General features: G+C 68.8%; 15 protein-coding genes. 6 read left to right on the forward strand and 9 right to left on the reverse strand.

The window, feature by feature from the left end; translation table 11 throughout:
- From AW272_RS28960 to AW272_RS28980, 5 genes are read left to right on the forward strand one after another with little or no spacing between them, the layout of a single operon-like run.
- The gene (locus tag AW272_RS28960) at positions 1-1,263 is read left to right on the forward strand and encodes a hypothetical protein (protein ID WP_245657772.1); all 1,263 of its coding nucleotides are present in this window, start codon (positions 1-3) and stop codon (positions 1,261-1,263) included.
- Positions 1,260-2,150 (forward strand): hypothetical protein, encoded by an 891-nt coding sequence (locus AW272_RS28965; RefSeq protein WP_066371977.1) that lies wholly within the window; start codon positions 1,260-1,262, stop codon positions 2,148-2,150. Before AW272_RS28960 ends, AW272_RS28965 begins: the two co-directional genes overlap by 4 nt.
- Positions 2,147-2,968 (forward strand): sulfotransferase domain-containing protein, encoded by an 822-nt coding sequence (locus tag AW272_RS28970; protein ID WP_245657773.1) that lies wholly within the window; start codon positions 2,147-2,149, stop codon positions 2,966-2,968. The genes AW272_RS28965 and AW272_RS28970 overlap by 4 nt, the downstream gene beginning before the upstream one ends.
- Positions 2,956-4,116, forward strand: coding sequence for a lipopolysaccharide biosynthesis protein (locus AW272_RS28975; RefSeq protein WP_066371741.1), 1,161 nt, complete (start codon positions 2,956-2,958; stop codon positions 4,114-4,116). The genes AW272_RS28970 and AW272_RS28975 overlap by 13 nt, the downstream gene beginning before the upstream one ends.
- A complete protein-coding gene (locus tag AW272_RS28980; RefSeq protein WP_066371744.1) occupies positions 4,113-4,967 on the forward strand; it encodes a sulfotransferase in 855 nt (284 codons plus the stop codon). Before AW272_RS28975 ends, AW272_RS28980 begins: the two co-directional genes overlap by 4 nt.
- Here AW272_RS28980 and AW272_RS28985 read toward each other — a convergent pair.
- From AW272_RS28985 to AW272_RS43870, 7 genes are all read right to left on the reverse strand, one after another.
- Positions 4,956-5,744 (reverse strand): WecB/TagA/CpsF family glycosyltransferase, encoded by a 789-nt coding sequence (locus AW272_RS28985; RefSeq protein ID WP_066371746.1) that lies wholly within the window; start codon positions 5,742-5,744, stop codon positions 4,956-4,958. The two genes, AW272_RS28980 and AW272_RS28985, sit on opposite strands and share 12 nt — an antisense overlap.
- A complete protein-coding gene (locus tag AW272_RS28990; protein WP_066371748.1) occupies positions 5,744-6,607 on the reverse strand; it encodes a glycosyltransferase family 2 protein in 864 nt (287 codons plus the stop codon). Before AW272_RS28990 ends, AW272_RS28985 begins: the two co-directional genes overlap by 1 nt.
- 21 nt (positions 6,608-6,628) lie before the next feature.
- The gene (locus AW272_RS28995; RefSeq protein WP_174551863.1) at positions 6,629-7,522 is read right to left on the reverse strand and encodes a sulfotransferase family protein; all 894 of its coding nucleotides are present in this window, start codon (positions 7,520-7,522) and stop codon (positions 6,629-6,631) included.
- Positions 7,523-7,695: 173 nt separating this feature from the next.
- A complete protein-coding gene (cysN, locus tag AW272_RS29000) occupies positions 7,696-8,940 on the reverse strand; it encodes a sulfate adenylyltransferase subunit CysN (protein ID WP_066371754.1) in 1,245 nt (414 codons plus the stop codon).
- Entirely contained in the window at positions 8,940-9,854 is a 915-nt protein-coding gene (gene cysD / locus AW272_RS29005) for a sulfate adenylyltransferase subunit CysD (protein WP_066371757.1), read from the reverse strand. Before cysD ends, cysN begins: the two co-directional genes overlap by 1 nt.
- A 17-nt stretch (positions 9,855-9,871) precedes the next feature.
- Entirely contained in the window at positions 9,872-10,627 is a 756-nt protein-coding gene (locus AW272_RS43865; protein ID WP_174551864.1) for a 3'(2'),5'-bisphosphate nucleotidase CysQ, read from the reverse strand.
- 6 nt (positions 10,628-10,633) lie between these two features.
- Positions 10,634-11,992 carry a sugar transferase gene (locus tag AW272_RS43870; RefSeq protein ID WP_174551867.1) on the reverse strand — a complete coding sequence of 453 codons (1,359 nt, stop codon included), beginning with the start codon at positions 11,990-11,992 and terminating at the stop codon, positions 10,634-10,636.
- 140 nt (positions 11,993-12,132) lie between these two features.
- Between AW272_RS43870 and AW272_RS29020 the strand changes: the two genes are divergently transcribed.
- On the forward strand, positions 12,133-12,705 hold the full coding sequence (locus AW272_RS29020) for a 3'-5' exoribonuclease domain-containing protein (RefSeq protein ID WP_066371767.1): 573 nt from the start codon (positions 12,133-12,135) through the stop codon (positions 12,703-12,705).
- 4 nt (positions 12,706-12,709) lie between these two features.
- Here AW272_RS29020 and AW272_RS29025 read toward each other — a convergent pair whose 3' ends face one another.
- Positions 12,710-13,081 (reverse strand): helix-turn-helix domain-containing protein, encoded by a 372-nt coding sequence (locus tag AW272_RS29025; RefSeq protein ID WP_066371770.1) that lies wholly within the window; start codon positions 13,079-13,081, stop codon positions 12,710-12,712.
- Between the two features lie 43 nt (positions 13,082-13,124).
- Positions 13,125-14,300 (reverse strand): MFS transporter, encoded by a 1,176-nt coding sequence (locus tag AW272_RS29030; RefSeq protein ID WP_066371772.1) that lies wholly within the window; start codon positions 14,298-14,300, stop codon positions 13,125-13,127.
- Positions 14,301-14,383 lie beyond the last annotated feature (83 nt).

Below are 14,383 nucleotides of genomic sequence, written 5' to 3' on the forward strand. Positions count from 1 at the left end.
GTGACCTGGCGACTGGCGCCCGCCGCCTGGCCGATCGCGGCCTTCCTCGTGGGTTACCCCGTCTGGTGGGCCCTCGGGTTCGGCGGGCTGTCGATCGTCGTCGTCGCGATCCCCATGGCCGTGGTGCTCTGGTTGCGCCGGCCCATCCGGATCCCGCGCGGCATGGGCCTGTGGGCGCTGCTCATCGTCGGCTACCTGGTCAGCGCCGTCATGCTCGACGCGACCCCCGCCGGGACCTACGGCGAGTTCGGCGTCGGCCGCCTCATCGGCTACGCGATGCGCCTCGCCGTCTACGTCGCCCTGTTCGTCGTCGTCCTCTACCTGGGCAATCTCACCAAAGACGAGCTCCCGCAGCTGACGTTGGTCAGGATGCTCGGCGTCCTGTTCCTCACCGCCGTCGCCGGTGGCGTGCTCGGGATCCTCGCGCCGGGGTTCGAGTTCACCGCCCCGATGGAGTATCTGCTCCCCGACCACCCCTTCGTCACGAACCTCGTCCACCCGACCGCCGCCCAGATCCAATACGTCCTGGGCCACGCCGCGCCCCGCCCGGAAGCCCCCTTCGAATGGGCCAACGCGTGGGGCGGCAACGTCTCGATCCTGCTGGTCTGGTTCGTCGTCGGCTGGTGGATCCACGGCGGCCCGGCGCGTCGGACGGTCGCGGTGATCGCCGTCGGGATCGCCGCCGTGCCGATCGTCTACTCCCTCAACCGAGGGCTCTGGGCCGCGATCGCCATCGGGATCGCGTACATGATCATCAGAAACAGGAACCGGGCGGCCCTGCTGATCCTGGCGACGGCGACCGGTGCGGCCTTCGTGCTCTCCCCGTTGGGCCAGGTCGTCGCGGCCCGCGTCGACAGGCCACACTCCAACGACATCCGCGCCCACACGGTCGTCACGACCATCAAGGTCGCCGCGACGTCACCGGTCATCGGCTACGGCAACACGCGCGACGCGTTCGGGAGCCATCGCACGATCACCACCGGGAAGACCGGCTGGTGCCGGGCGTGCGGCCACCCGCCGCTCGGCTCGGACGGGCAGCTCTGGCTGCTGCTCATCACCCAGGGTTTCACCGGAGCCGCCCTGTATGTCGGCTTCTTCGCGGGTGCGATCCGGCGACATTGGCATGATCGGTCACCTATCGGGCAGGCGGGGAGCCTGGTCATGCTCCTCGTCCTCTTCTACATGTTCATCTACGACGGCCTGGTAAGTGCCCTGACCCTCTATCTGATCTCGTTCGCGGTCCTGTGGCGGAACGCGACGTGAAGGACTTCCGCATACGTCTGCGCTATCTGGATGAGGTGATCTCCTTGCTGTTCCCGCCGTCCACCACCTCCACTGCCCGGACCCTGCTGCCGAGCCGACTCGTTCCCCGGCGGCTGGTGCCCCGCGCGCCCTGGCATGTCGGCGGGCGGGTGCTGGTGCCCGACGGGCCCGACACGATCGAAACGCACCTCGGCGACGTGCTCGGCCGCCGGTTGCAGGCGACGCTGCACGTCCGCCCGGCCCGCCGGGCGAACAGGAAACCCATCCTGGAGTTGTACGGCGACACCGGCCTCCTGGCCTTCGTGAAGATCGGCGACAAGCAGCACACGAAAGACCTGATCCGCCACGAGACCGACACGCTGCGCGCCGTCGCCCGTCACTCGTTCGACGTCGTCATGGCGCCCAAGGTCATGCACCACGGAGTGTGGCGCGGCCTGGACATCCTCGTCCTGACCCCCCTCCCCGTCACCAAGGGCAAGCCCTCCGCCGACCTGCTCGCCGAGGCCGCCAAGGAGATCGCCGGGCTCGGCAAGGGCGCCTGGCACGGCGACTTCTCGCCGTGGAACGTCGCCCCGATGGGCGACCGCCTGCTGGTCTGGGACTGGGAGCGGTTCGGCACCGGCGTGCCGCTCGGCTTCGACACGCTGCACTACTTCTTCCAGACCGCGCTGCGGCGGATGCGCCCGGTGTCGGCGGCGAAGGCATGCGTCGCCCAGTCGGGACGCCTGCTCGAACCCTTCGGGATCACCTACGAAGACGCCCGCGTGACCGCCGCCGGCTACCTGATGACCCTGGCCGAGCGTCACCGCGCCAGTGGCCACGAGCCGCTGGGCTCCCCCTCGAAGTGGCTCAACCCTGCCGTCGACGGGCTGGAATCCCTGACGTGAACGCCCTGAAGACGACCGCCCACGCCGTGTCGATCACGGCGGGGCGGCTGACGGGAAGCGCCCGGATGCTCCCGTCATTCCTCATCGTCGGCGCGCAGCGGTGCGGGACGACCTCCCTCTACCGGGCGCTGTCGCAGCATCCCCTCGTCGCCAAGCCGGTGTTGCGGAAGGGCGTGCACTACTTCGACATGGCCTACGGGCGGGGTATGGGCTGGTATCGGGCCCACTTCCCGCTGCGACGGGCGGGGATGCTGGCGTTCGAGTCGGCCCCCTACTACCTGTTCCACCCGCTGGCCGGGCCGCGGATCGCGTGGGACCTGCCGGAAGTGAAGCTCATCGTGCTGGTCCGGGATCCAGTGGAACGTGCCATTTCCGCGCATGCGCACGAATTGGCGCGCGGTTTCGACTCGGAGCCGTCGTTCGCCCGAGCCGTCGAACTGGAACCCGAACGCCTGGCCGGAGAGACCGCCCGCCTCTGCGCGGCCCCGCTGTCGGCAAGCCACGCCCACCGGCACCACGCCTATCTGTCTCGCGGACGCTACGCCGAACAACTCGCCCGCCTCGAACCGCTGATCGCCAGAGACCGCATCAAGGTCATCGACAGCGGCCGCTTCTTCACCGACCCCCTGCCCGTCTACGCCGACCTGCTCGACTTCCTCGGCCTCCCCCCGGCGGCCGACCCCGTCTTCGAGCGCCACAACTCACGGACCCACTCGCCGATAGCGCCCGGCCTGCGCGCCCGGTTGTCGAACCACTTCCTGCCGTGGGACGCACTGCTGCTCCCCTGGCTCGACGCGACCCCTTCATGGCGCGTCTGAGGTCGGTGGCGGGACTGGCGGGAGCCGGAACCAACGCGGTCGCCCAGTTCGCCATCACCCTGCTCATCACCCGGACCCTGCCTCCGACCGAGGCGGGCGCGTTCTTCACCACGACGGCACTGGGGTTGATGCTGGCCGGGGTGTTACGGCTGGATACGGGCAACGGGCTCATCTACTTCCGGGCACGAGACGTACCGTCCCGAGGTCGGTCGCTTCTCGCGGTGGCACTGGTCCCGGTGGTGGCAGGAGCGTTGGGCACTGCCGCGATCCTTTCCGGCACCGAACCCGCACTCGCCATCGTGCTGCCCTTCATCGTGGTCGCCGATGTGCTGGTCGCCGCCACCAGGGGAACCGGGGCGATGCGGGAAACGCTGCTGCTCAGCGGGCTGGTGCAGCCCGTCGCCCAACTCCTTCTCGTGGGTGGTGCGCTGGCCGCAGGCCTCTCCGCACCTTGGCTCATCGCCGCGTGGGGCGTTCCGGCCGTCCCTGTGGTCGTCATCGCCGCTTTGAGACTGCGGGAGGTCGAGACGCGGACATCGTGGCGGGAGTTCTGGGTCTACACCGGGCCCCGGTCGCTGGCCGCCGCGCTCCAGGCCGTCTTCCAGCGGCTCGACGTCGTCATCGTCGCGCTCCTCGCCGGGCCCGCCGAGGCCGCGTTCTACGTCGCCGCCACACGCTTCAAAGTCGTCGGCCAGCTCATCGGTCAGGGGCTGGCGCAGGGCGTACAGGCAGAGCTGGTGAAGAAGTTCGCCGACGGAGAGCCGGCGGCGGCGCGTGCCCTGCATCGGCGGGCGGCGCGCACCCAAATGGCGCTGACCTGGCCTTTCTGGGTTCTGTACGCCATCTTCGCGCCCCAGATCCTGCAGGTCTTCGGCGATGGATACACCCACGCCGCCGACGTGGCGGTCGTGCTGGCGATCACGATGATGGTCGCCTCCGCCTGCGGGATGGCCGATGTGGTCATGATCGCTTCGGGCCGGACCAGGGCCAGTCTGGGGAACATCGTCGCCGCGCTGGCGACCACCGTCGTGCTCGATCTGCTGCTCGTCCCGGCCTACGGCGCGTTCGGCGCGGCGCTCGGCTGGGCGGGAGGGGTGCTCGTGAAGAACCTGCTGCCGCTCACCCAGCTCGCCAGGGCGACCGCATGATCCTCGTCACCGGCCTCCCCCGCAGCGGCACGTCATGGGCCGGCCGCATGCTCTGCGCCTCCGGGAAGCTCGTGTACGTCAACGAGCCCCTCAACCCCGAACGCCCCTACCGCGGAGTGCTGAACGCGCAGGTTGCACACCGTTTCCAGTACATCTGCCGGGACAACGAGCAAGCCTGGCTGAAGCCGTTCCAGGACACGCTGGGGCTGAGGTTCCGCTGGCACGCCGAACTCCCCTGGCCGCCGTCCCCCGCCCGATTCCTGAAATATGCGACATCGTTCGCGCACGGCCGTCTGACCGGACGCCAGGCCCTCCTCGACGACCCGTTCGCCCTCTGGTCCGCCGAGTGGTTCGCCGACCGCCTCGACTGCCGCGTCGTCATCCTCACCCGCGACCCGATCACCTTCGTCGGCAGCTGGGAACACCTCGGCTGGACCGCCGACCCCCGCGACCTGCTGGCCCAGCCGCTTCTGCTCAGAGACCACCCGCACCTGTCGAAGCTGTCGCAGGCCGGAGGCCGGTTGGAAAGAGTGGCCGCCCTCTGGAAGGCCGCCCACGACTCGGTCCTGCGGATGCGCCACCCCAACATCCGCGTGGTCGGCTACGAGTCACTGGCGACCGATCCACACTTCGGTTTCCGCGATCTGTACGAATGGTGCGGCATCCCCTGGACCGACCAGTCGGCCGCCACGATCACGAGATCCTGCACCGGAACCACGCGGGAGCGAGGCTTCACCTGGCAAGGCGCTTCGAAGACCGCGTTCCGGCCCACCGACAGCAGAGCGGCGGCGGCCAGGTCGCGCCTGTCCGCCGCCGACGCCGCGAGGATCAGCGCCCTGCTAAGTGAATAGCCGCCGGACCGCGCACACGGTCAGCAGCCGCACCGCGAACGGCAGATCGTCGATCAGATAGCGCCGGGCCAGCCGGGACGGCTCGCTGAGCAGCCGGAACAGCCACTCCAGCCCCCGATCGCGCATCCACACCGGCGCCCGCACCACGGCGCCCCCGGCGAACGCGATCGCCGACCCGCACCCGACGAACCAGGTCTCGGGCAGTTCCCCCCGCAGCCGCTCGATGAGCAGATCCTGCTTGGGAAAACCCAGCCCGACGAACACCAGCAGCGGACGTGCCGAGGTCAGCGCGTCGCGCATGGCCGCGAACTGCTCGGCGTCGTCCTCGAACCCCCACGGCGGCGCGTCGACCCCGGCGATCGACAGCCCGGGATACCGCTCGCACAGCGCCCGGGCGGCCCGATCACCGACACCGGGCGGCCCGCCCAGCAGGTAGATCGGCACCCGGTAGAAAGCGGCCGCCTCGGAGAGCGACCAGATCAGATCGGCCCCGGTGATCCGGGCCGGCACCGGTTTCCCCAGCAGCCTGGTCGCCCACACCAGCGGCATCCCGTCGGCGACGGCGATGGTGGCCCGGAGCACCAGGGCGCGCAGCGCGGGATCCCGCGCGCACGCGCGGCAGATGTCCACGTTGGGCGTCACCAGATGCCCGCCGGACCCACGCCGGATCGCCCCGATCACCCGGTCGACGACCTCGATCTCGGTCAGCCGGTCGATGAAGACCCCGCCCACGGAAACCCGCCGCCTCTTGGGCGGCGCGACGATGCGCGTGCGCATCAGATTCCGTGGCCGCGGGTATGCAGCGCGCTCAGCACGGCCGGAGCCGAGATCAGCCCGGCCGCCACGACCAGCGCCAACGCCGCCCGGGGCTCCCGGTGCCGTGAATGGAAGGCGAGGGCGGCGAACCGCCGCGCCTCCTTCCGCCGCCCGAGGGCGGCATGGTGGAACGCCAGCTGACCATAGATCCGGGCGGCCCCGCGGGCGTCGTCGGCGATCTCGGGATGCCGGGCCAGCATCCACTCCAGGCCGCTGATCCGGTCGGCCCAGCGGGTCGCGTAGTGAGACCCGCCCCACCGCACGCGGACGAGCGGCCGGTCGACATGCGCGATCGGCCGGCGTTTGGCCGCCCGCAGCGCCAGGTCCCAGTCTTCGTTCTGGCCGCCGGGCGCGCTCTCGTCGACCCAGAGCGCGCCTTTCCTGAACAGGTACGTCGACGAATGCACCATCACCATCCGCGAGCGCGTCAGATCGGCCGCCGTGATCTCCGTGGCACCGGCCAGCCGGGTCACCCGGCGCGAGCCGTATTCGACCTCGATCCCGCAGCTCGCGAACTCGGCCCCGGTCTTCTCCAGCAGGTCGACCTGGCTGGAGAGCTTCCCCGGCAACCACACGTCGTCGTCGTCGCAGAAGGCCACCAGGTCGGTGTCGAGCGCCGCGATCCCGGTGTTGCGGGCTCCCGGCAGGCCCGGACTCAGGCAGTTGGGCACTACTTTCACCCGGGGGTCGTCGACGGAATCTAAGGGCGCTCCATCGACGACGACAACGACGGCGGCCGGGCTTTGCGCCAGCACACCGTCGATCGTCGCGCGCAAGGGACGGTCACCACGGGTGGGGATGACGACGCCGATGGTCGAGGACATCCTTGGCCTCCGATCGGTAGGTCAGTAATTGAGGCGGTAGCCGTACCAGAGAAGAAGGGGGAGAGTGAGCGCGGTGACCGCCCAGCGGTGGGGGAAGGGCAGGTCAGGGCGCCGGTCACGGAAGCGCACGCGGCCCACGTGGAAACGCATCGGGTTGCCGGACACGGTGTGGGCGACGCCGAGCCGGGCGGTGCGGCCGGTGATGAAGGCCAGCGCCTCGTGGCTGTCGGGCAGCCCGAGCTTGCCGGCCAGCGCGCGCAGTGTGTCGGCCGGTTTTTCGACCAGATCCTCGTAGTGGACCCGGACGATGGGCACCCCTTTGCGGCGCAGCACCTCGTAGGCGAGGTTCTGGACGAACCAGTGGACGGCGGTGCGTGCGGGCGACCACCGCGCCATCGGACGGCCGTCTTCCGGCCGCGCGACCTTGCGCCGCCACGACGCCGCCACCGCACGCGGATCGCGCACGACGTGGACGACGGTCAGATCGAGGATGGCCGACAGGCAGTAGGCCAGCGAGGCGTGCTTGCTCGAATCGATGACGACCTGACCGCGCACGACCTCGGCCGCCGCCGCGTAGATGCGGTGATACGAGGCGACATACTCGGTGAGCTGCGCTTCACGGCTGATCAGGCCCAGCACGAAGACCGGGACGCGGCGGGTGCGGTCGACCTTGTGACGCAGTTCGAGCAGCCGGTCGGCCTTGGCCGGACGCCAGCCGCCGAACGCGCGGTCACCGACCTCGTGCCAGAAACGGCACTGCGAGAACGGCCGCCCACAACCGCACGGCTCGTTCGCGCGCACCCCCCGGTGCCACAGATGGACGACTTCGCCGAGCGGCGCGACGCCGGGGAGCTCACCCAGAAGGCGCTCCAGCAGCGTCGTCCCGCTACGCCCCAGCCCTCCAACAAAAATCATCGGCTGAGCGTCAGACACGTGCACGACCCCCGAAGTGAATACGGAACGTGCTGACGCTAGCGCGGAGAGTAACTAAGCGTTCACCGAACGCTCAAGGATTTACCCAGCGCGAGACGCGGACGGCCGAAGGCCGGTCGTGGCTCGCGCTTTGAATCTGCCTCAAACAACAGGTTTTAGAGAATCATGCCCGCACCGACGGTGCTGTTGGTGGCCTCGTCGATCAGGATGAACCCTCCGGTGAGCCGGTTGCGGGCGTAGTCGTCGACGAACAGCGGCTGGGTGATGCGCAGCGACACCCGGCCGATCTCGTTGAGCGACAGGCTCGTCGCGGTCTCGTCGCGGTGGAGGGTGTTGACGTCGAGCCGGTAGTGGAGGTCTTTCACCAGGGCGCGGGCCGTGCGGGTGGTGTGCTTGATGGTCAGCTTGGTGCGCGGGGCGAGCTTGGCGATGTCGGCCATCCAGCAGACCATCGCCTCGATCTCCTGGGCCACCCGCGGCTGGTTGTTCGGCCGGCAGATCATGTCGCCCCGGGAGATGTCGATGTGATCCTCAAGACGCAGGGTCACCGACATCGGCGCGAACGCCTCGGTGACCGGGCCGTCGAAGGTGTCGATCGAGGCGATCTTCGTGGTCAGGCCGGAGGGCAGGTGCATGACGTCGTCGCCCGGCTTCAGCACGCCGCCCGCGACCTGACCGGCGTAACCCCGGTAGTCGTGGAACTCGGTCTTGTGGGGGCGGATGACGTATTGCACGGGGAACCGCACGTCGACCATGTTGCGGTCGGAGGCGATGTGGACGTGCTCCAGGTGGTGGAGCAGCGACGGGCCCTGGTACCACGGCATGTTCTCCGAGCGGGAGACCACGTTGTCGCCGTGGAGGGCGGAGATCGGGATGAAGCTCAGGTCGCTCGCGTTCAGCTTGGACGCGAACTGGGTGAACTCCTCGCGGATCTCCTCGAAGCGCTCCTCGGCGTATTCGACCAGGTCCATCTTGTTGATCGCGACGACCAGGTGCGGCACGCGCAGCAGCGTCGTCAGGAACGCGTGACGGCGCGACTGCTCCAGCACGCCCTTGCGCGCGTCGATCAGGATGATCGCCAGGTCGGCGGTCGAGGCGCCGGTCACCATGTTCCGGGTGTACTGGATGTGGCCCGGGGTGTCGGCGATGATGAACTTGCGCTTGGGCGTGGCGAAGTAGCGGTAGGCCACGTCGATCGTGATGCCCTGCTCACGCTCGGCGCGCAGGCCGTCGGTCAGCAGCGACAGGTCGGTGTATTCGGTGCCCCGGTCGCGGCTGGTGCGCTCGACCGCTTCGAGCTGGTCTTCGAAGATGGCTTTGGAGTCGAACAGGAGCCGCCCGATCAGGGTCGACTTGCCGTCGTCGACACTGCCCGCCGTCGCGAAACGAAGGATGTCCATTAAAAGTAGCCTTCCTTCTTCCGGTCCTCCATGGCGGCTTCGGAGGCCCGGTCGTCGGCGCGGGTCGCGCCACGCTCGGTGATCCGGGTCGCCGCGATCTCGGCGATGATCTCGTCGACCGTGGCTGCGGTCGAGGAGACGGCGCCGGTGCAGGTCATGTCGCCGACCGTGCGGTAGCGCACCGTCGACTCGAACAGCGGCTCGTCGTCACCGCGCACCACCACGTCGCCCTCGGGCAGCAGCATGCCGTCGCGCTCGAACACCCGTCGGGTGTGCGCGAAGTAGATGGACGGGATCTCGATGCCCTCGCGGCGGATGTAGTCCCACACGTCGAGCTCGGTCCAGTTGGACAGCGGGAAGACCCGGATGTGCTCACCCTTGCGGATCTTCGCGTTGTAGAGGTTCCACAGCTCGGGCCGCTGGTTCTTCGGGTCCCACTGGCCGAAGTCGTCGCGGAAGGAGAACACCCGCTCCTTGGCGCGGGCCTTCTCCTCGTCGCGCCGCGCGCCGCCGAACACGGCGTCGAACTCGTTGTCCTCGATCCCGTCGAGCAGCGTGGTGGTCTGGAGCCGGTTGCGCGAGGCGCGCCGCCCGGTCTCCTCGACCACCCGCCCGGCGTCGATCGAATCCTGGACGGACGCGACCACCAGCCGCGCCCCCAGCTCGGCCGACCGCCGGTCGCGGAATTCGATCACCTCGGGGAAGTTGTGCCCCGTGTCGACGTGCATCAGCGGGAACGGTATGGGCGCCGGCCAGAAGGCCTTCTCGGCGATGCGCAGCATGACGATCGAGTCCTTGCCGCCGGAGAAGAGCAGACAGGGCCGCTCGAACTCGGCCGCGACCTCACGCATGATGTGGATCGCCTCGGCTTCGAGGACGTCGAGCTGCGACGTCGTGTAGTCATGCTGCAGCAAAGCGGTTCCTTATGAAGTTACTGGTGCAGGTCACGGATCCCGGCGAGCAGGGTCGGCGCCAGATCCGGTAGGGAAACAAGGATATCCGGCAACGAGGGGTCGGCCCGGTTGTAGATCAGTTCTGACCCGTCGATCCGGCTCGCATGGGCTCCCGCGGCCAGCGCCACGGCCACCGGAGCGGCCGAGTCCCATTCGTACTGCCCACCCGCGTGGACGTATGCCTCCACCTGACCGGTCAGCACGGCGGCGATCTTCGCGCCGGCGCTGCCGATCGGGACGAGGTCGGCCCCCACCAGGTAGGCGAGCTTCTGGACGAACTCGGGCGGCCGGGTGCGGGACACCGCGATCCGGATGCGCTGGTTGTTGTTGACCGGGAGCTTGGGCGGGTTGGCCGTGGTCAGGGTCGCGCCCTGGGCCGGCAGCGCGATGGCGCCGGCGGCGAGCTTGCCGTCTTCCCACAGCGCGACGTGAACGGCCCAGTCGACCCGGCCGGCCTCGGAGAACTCACGGGTGCCGTCGAGCGGGTCGACGATCCAGACCCGGTTGGCGGAAAGACGCGCGACCTCGGTGCGCGCGCCCTCTTCCGACAGGATGTGGTCGCTGGGACGGAGCCGTCCGAGCGACTCGACGAGGAATTCGTGGGAGGACTGGTCTCCGGCGTCCTTCAGCGCTTTCGCGTCGTCGAAGCCGAGCTGGGCCCGCAGGCGGAGCAGTCTCTCACCCGCCTCCGTCGCGAGGTCTCCGGCGAGGGCGTGATCGTCTCTGATGCTCATCACTACTTAGTAGGCTCCTGATCCGCGTGCCACGGCCGACCACGTCTTCCACATGATCTGGAGGTCGAGGGTGAGTGACCAGTTTTCCATGTAGCGCAGGTCCAACCGTACCGCTTCCTCCCACGACAGATCCGATCGGCCGCTGACCTGCCACAAGCCGGTCATCCCCGGCCTGACAAGAAGTCGTCTGCGCACGTCGTCGCCGTAGCGGGCGACCTCCTGGGGCAGCGGCGGACGCGGCCCCACCAGCGACATGTCGCCTTTGACGACGTTCACGAGCTGCGGCAGTTCGTCGAGCGAGTGACGGCGCAGGAAGGCGCCGACGCGGGTGACGCGGGGGTCGTTCCTGACCTTGAAGAGCACGCCGTCGGCGTCGCTGACCAGCTCGACCTTGCGGCTCTCGGCGTCGAGCCCCATCGTGCGGAACTTGACGATGGTGAACGTCTTCCCGTCCTTGCCGACGCGGGTCTGCCGGAAGTAGGCGGGGCCGGAGCTGGTGGTTCTGACGGCGACCGCGATGATCAGGAACAGCGGAGACAGGGTGATCAGCCCGAGACCCGCGACGACGCGGTCGAAGACGTCCTTGATCAGCCGCCGTCCTCCCGCCAGTTCGGGGTGCTCGACGTGCAGGAGCGGCATGCCCGCGACCGGCCTGATGGTCGTACGCGGCCCCGCGACCTCCATCAGCGCCGGGGCCACCACCAGATCGGTGCGCGACTTCTCCAGCCGCCAGGCGAGCCTCCTCAGCGCCGACCCGTCGAACTCCGGGCAGGCCAGCACCGCGACGGTGTCGGCGCCGATCTGGTCGACGGCGATCGGGACGTCGGAGAACCCGCCCAGGACGGGCACGCCCACCTCGTCGTCGGAGGCGCTGTCATCGGGGAGACAGGCCCCGACGATGTGCATGCCGTGGTAGCGCTCGCGCTTGAGCAGCGTGATGAGGCTCGCCACCGACTCCTTGTGGCCCACGGCGATGACCCGCCTCATGCACTGGAGTTTCGTCCGCTTCCGGTGCAGCCTGCGCCTCAGGGCATATCGGGCAAGCAACGTGAAAACCGTCATCAGTGGTAACGCGATGATAACGTAACCCCGTGCGACGTCGATCTTGGTCACATACGATCCGACGGCGACGGCGGCCGTGAGCATCATCCCGGCCCGCGCGACCCGCCGGAACTCCTCCGACCCGACCCCGGCGAACCGAGGCTCGTAGGCCCGGCTCAACCCGACCACCACGACCCACAAAACCGGCAACGCACCACTTAACACGGCGTATGGCTCGACGTAGGGAGTAACCTCACCGAACCGGACGACGACCGCGAGCCCACCGGCGAGGAGAGCGCACAGGATGTCGGAGACGACCACCATGGCCCGATATCGCGCCGCCCACCCGGGCCCCACGCGCCTGATGGCCGTCTTCGGCCGCTCGACAACTGTCACCCACGCGCCCCCTTTACCGAACGTTTACCGACCGCAGGAATGCTAGCGCCAGCTCCCCGGAGAATTCAGTGAAAGCCGAGACGTACATTTCTGTCGACATCGAGGCGGATGGCCCCATTCCCGGCCCGTATTCCATGGTTAGTTTCGGAATGACGGTGGCGGGGAAGCGACTGGGCCGCGGCTTCACCCGGAGCGACCCGACGCTGACGACCTTCTACGCGGAGCTCCGCCCGATCAGCGACGCCTTCGTCCAGTCGGCCCTGGACGTGAGCGGCCTCGACCGTGACCTGCTCCTCCGCGAGGGCCAGGACCCCAAAGAGGCGATGGAGTCGGCGGCCGCATGGGTACGGAAGGTGTGCGACGGGACGACTCCGGTGCTGGTGGCGTTTCCGTTGTCGTTCGACTGGATGTGGATTTACTGGTACTTCATGAATTTCACCGGCGATTCGCCGTTCGGACATTCCAGGGCGATGGACATCAAGACCCTTTACGCCGCGAAGGCGGGGGTTCCACTCACGTGGTCATCGAAACGACAGATGCCGAAAGAGCTTCGTTCCACCCATCCCCACTCACATCACGCGCTGGACGACGCGATCGAACAGGCGGACCTGTTCCAGAACATCATGGAATGGCGCGTTTGATCTTTTATTCTTCTCCCGAGAAGCGTTCCCAAGCTGACTGACGGGTGATGCCGAGGGCCTCCCCCAGCTTCGCCCAGGTGACTCCCCGGCGGCGTAGTTCCCGCACCCAGGCGGTGAGGTCGGTCTCGGTGGCGTCGATGTGGGCGGCGACGCGGGGGATGTGACTCAGCATCTCCTCGTCGGAGAGCGAGTTCCAGATCGGGAGTTTCGGCTTGTCGGGGCTGTCTTCGCCGGTCGCGGCGCTCTGCTCGATGACCGTCGCGGCCAGGCTCACGCACTGGTCGCAGATGTAGACACCCGGGCCGGCGACGATCCGTTCGACCTCGTTCTCAGGCTTGCCGCAGAACGAGCAGCGGATCCGCACGTCTGTCGTCATGGGAGGCTCCTATTCGTCAGGGATACCCTGACAAATTAGCGCGTCAGGGTTTGCCTGACAACCCGGTGAGCAGGATGAGCACTCCGGCCGCCGCGATCGCCTCGCGCAGGCCGATGACGGCGGCCAGCAGACCCCAGAGGGCGGTCAGGACCGCGATGCTGCCGCTGGTGCTGACCGACCACGCGGTCAGGGTGCGGGCGACCCGGTCGGGGGCGATCTGCTCCAGCCGGTAGGTGGCCACGACCGGGTTGAACACCGCGCAGCAGGTCACCAGGCCGAACTGGATGACGATCACCAGCACGATCCCCGGAAGCCCCGACTGCACGAACGCCAGCCAGAAGGGCCAGCACACCCGCAGCGCCCCGGCCGCGCGCAGCACCGCGCGCTGCCCGTACCGCGCCACCAGCCGCCGTGCCAGCCTGGCCCCGATGAGACCGCCGACGCACGGCAGGGCGAAGACCAGCCCGTACTGCCACGCGGCGAAGCCGAGCCGGTCCAGCAGGAGGACGGCGAGGAGCGGCTCAGTCGCCATCAGCAGGCCGTTGAAGAAGACCACGTTGAGGAACAGCCGCCGCAGTGGCCGGTGGGCCAGGATGTCGCGCCACCCTTCGACCAGGTCGGCGGGCCGCAGCCGCGCTTCGTTCCGCGCCGGACGCGGCTCGTCGCCGCCGATCGCCCGGACGAACGACGCCGATACCAGATAGCTGACCGCGTCCGCCAGCACCGTCACGACCGGACCGAACACCCCGATCGCGAGCCCGCCGAGCGGCGGCCCGACCACGCTCGCCGACCACATGGTGGACTCCAGCCGGCTGTTCGCGACGAGCAGGTCCTCCCGGGGGAGCAGCGTCTTCAGGAAGGCCCCCGAGGCGGCGTTGAAAGCGATCTTCGCCGCGGCGGCGATGACGGAGACGACCAGGAGCTGGCCGAAGGAGAGCCACCCGAACACGAACGCGACGGGGACGCTGACGAGGGCCGCGAACCGGATCAGGTCCATCGCGACCATCACCTGCCGCTTACGCCGGCCCTCCACCCACGGTCCGAGCGGCACCGCGACGACCGCCCCCACGGCCAGCCCGACGGCCGACAGCACCGACACCTGCGCCGGCCCCACCTCCAGCACCAGCACCGCGATCAGCGAAAACGCCCCGAACCCCAGCCACGTGCCATAGGTACTGACCGCGTAAGCCGCCCACAACCACCTGAATCGCCGATCCACGACAGGTATCAAACCGGCCCTTGGACGACACGCTCAAACAACTTGTGGTCCGAAGCCCACAACCAGAAGTTGTGAAGCCCTTG

Source organism: Herbidospora mongoliensis, from assembly GCF_001570545.1.
Classification (GTDB): Bacteria; Actinomycetota; Actinomycetes; order Streptosporangiales; family Streptosporangiaceae; genus Herbidospora; species Herbidospora mongoliensis.

What these genes read in the sequence shown, in the direction of transcription:
- AW272_RS28975 (WP_066371741.1), top strand. Translation starts at nt 2,956, where the DNA reads ATGGCGCGTCTGAGGTCGGTGGCGGGACTGGCGGGAGCCGGAACCAAC.
- AW272_RS28980 (WP_066371744.1), top strand. Translation starts at nt 4,113, where the DNA reads ATGATCCTCGTCACCGGCCTCCCCCGCAGCGGCACGTCATGGGCCGGC.
- AW272_RS28985 (WP_066371746.1), bottom strand. Translation starts at nt 5,744, where the DNA reads ATGCGCACGCGCATCGTCGCGCCGCCCAAGAGGCGGCGGGTTTCCGTG.
- AW272_RS28990 (WP_066371748.1), bottom strand. Translation starts at nt 6,607, where the DNA reads ATGTCCTCGACCATCGGCGTCGTCATCCCCACCCGTGGTGACCGTCCC.
- AW272_RS28995 (WP_174551863.1), bottom strand. Translation starts at nt 7,522, where the DNA reads ATGATTTTTGTTGGAGGGCTGGGGCGTAGCGGGACGACGCTGCTGGAG.
- cysN (WP_066371754.1), bottom strand. Translation starts at nt 8,940, where the DNA reads ATGGACATCCTTCGTTTCGCGACGGCGGGCAGTGTCGACGACGGCAAG.
- AW272_RS43865 (WP_174551864.1), bottom strand. Translation starts at nt 10,627, where the DNA reads ATGAGCATCAGAGACGATCACGCCCTCGCCGGAGACCTCGCGACGGAG.
- AW272_RS43870 (WP_174551867.1), bottom strand. Translation starts at nt 11,992, where the DNA reads ATGGTGGTCGTCTCCGACATCCTGTGCGCTCTCCTCGCCGGTGGGCTC.
- AW272_RS29025 (WP_066371770.1), bottom strand. Translation starts at nt 13,081, where the DNA reads ATGACGACAGACGTGCGGATCCGCTGCTCGTTCTGCGGCAAGCCTGAG.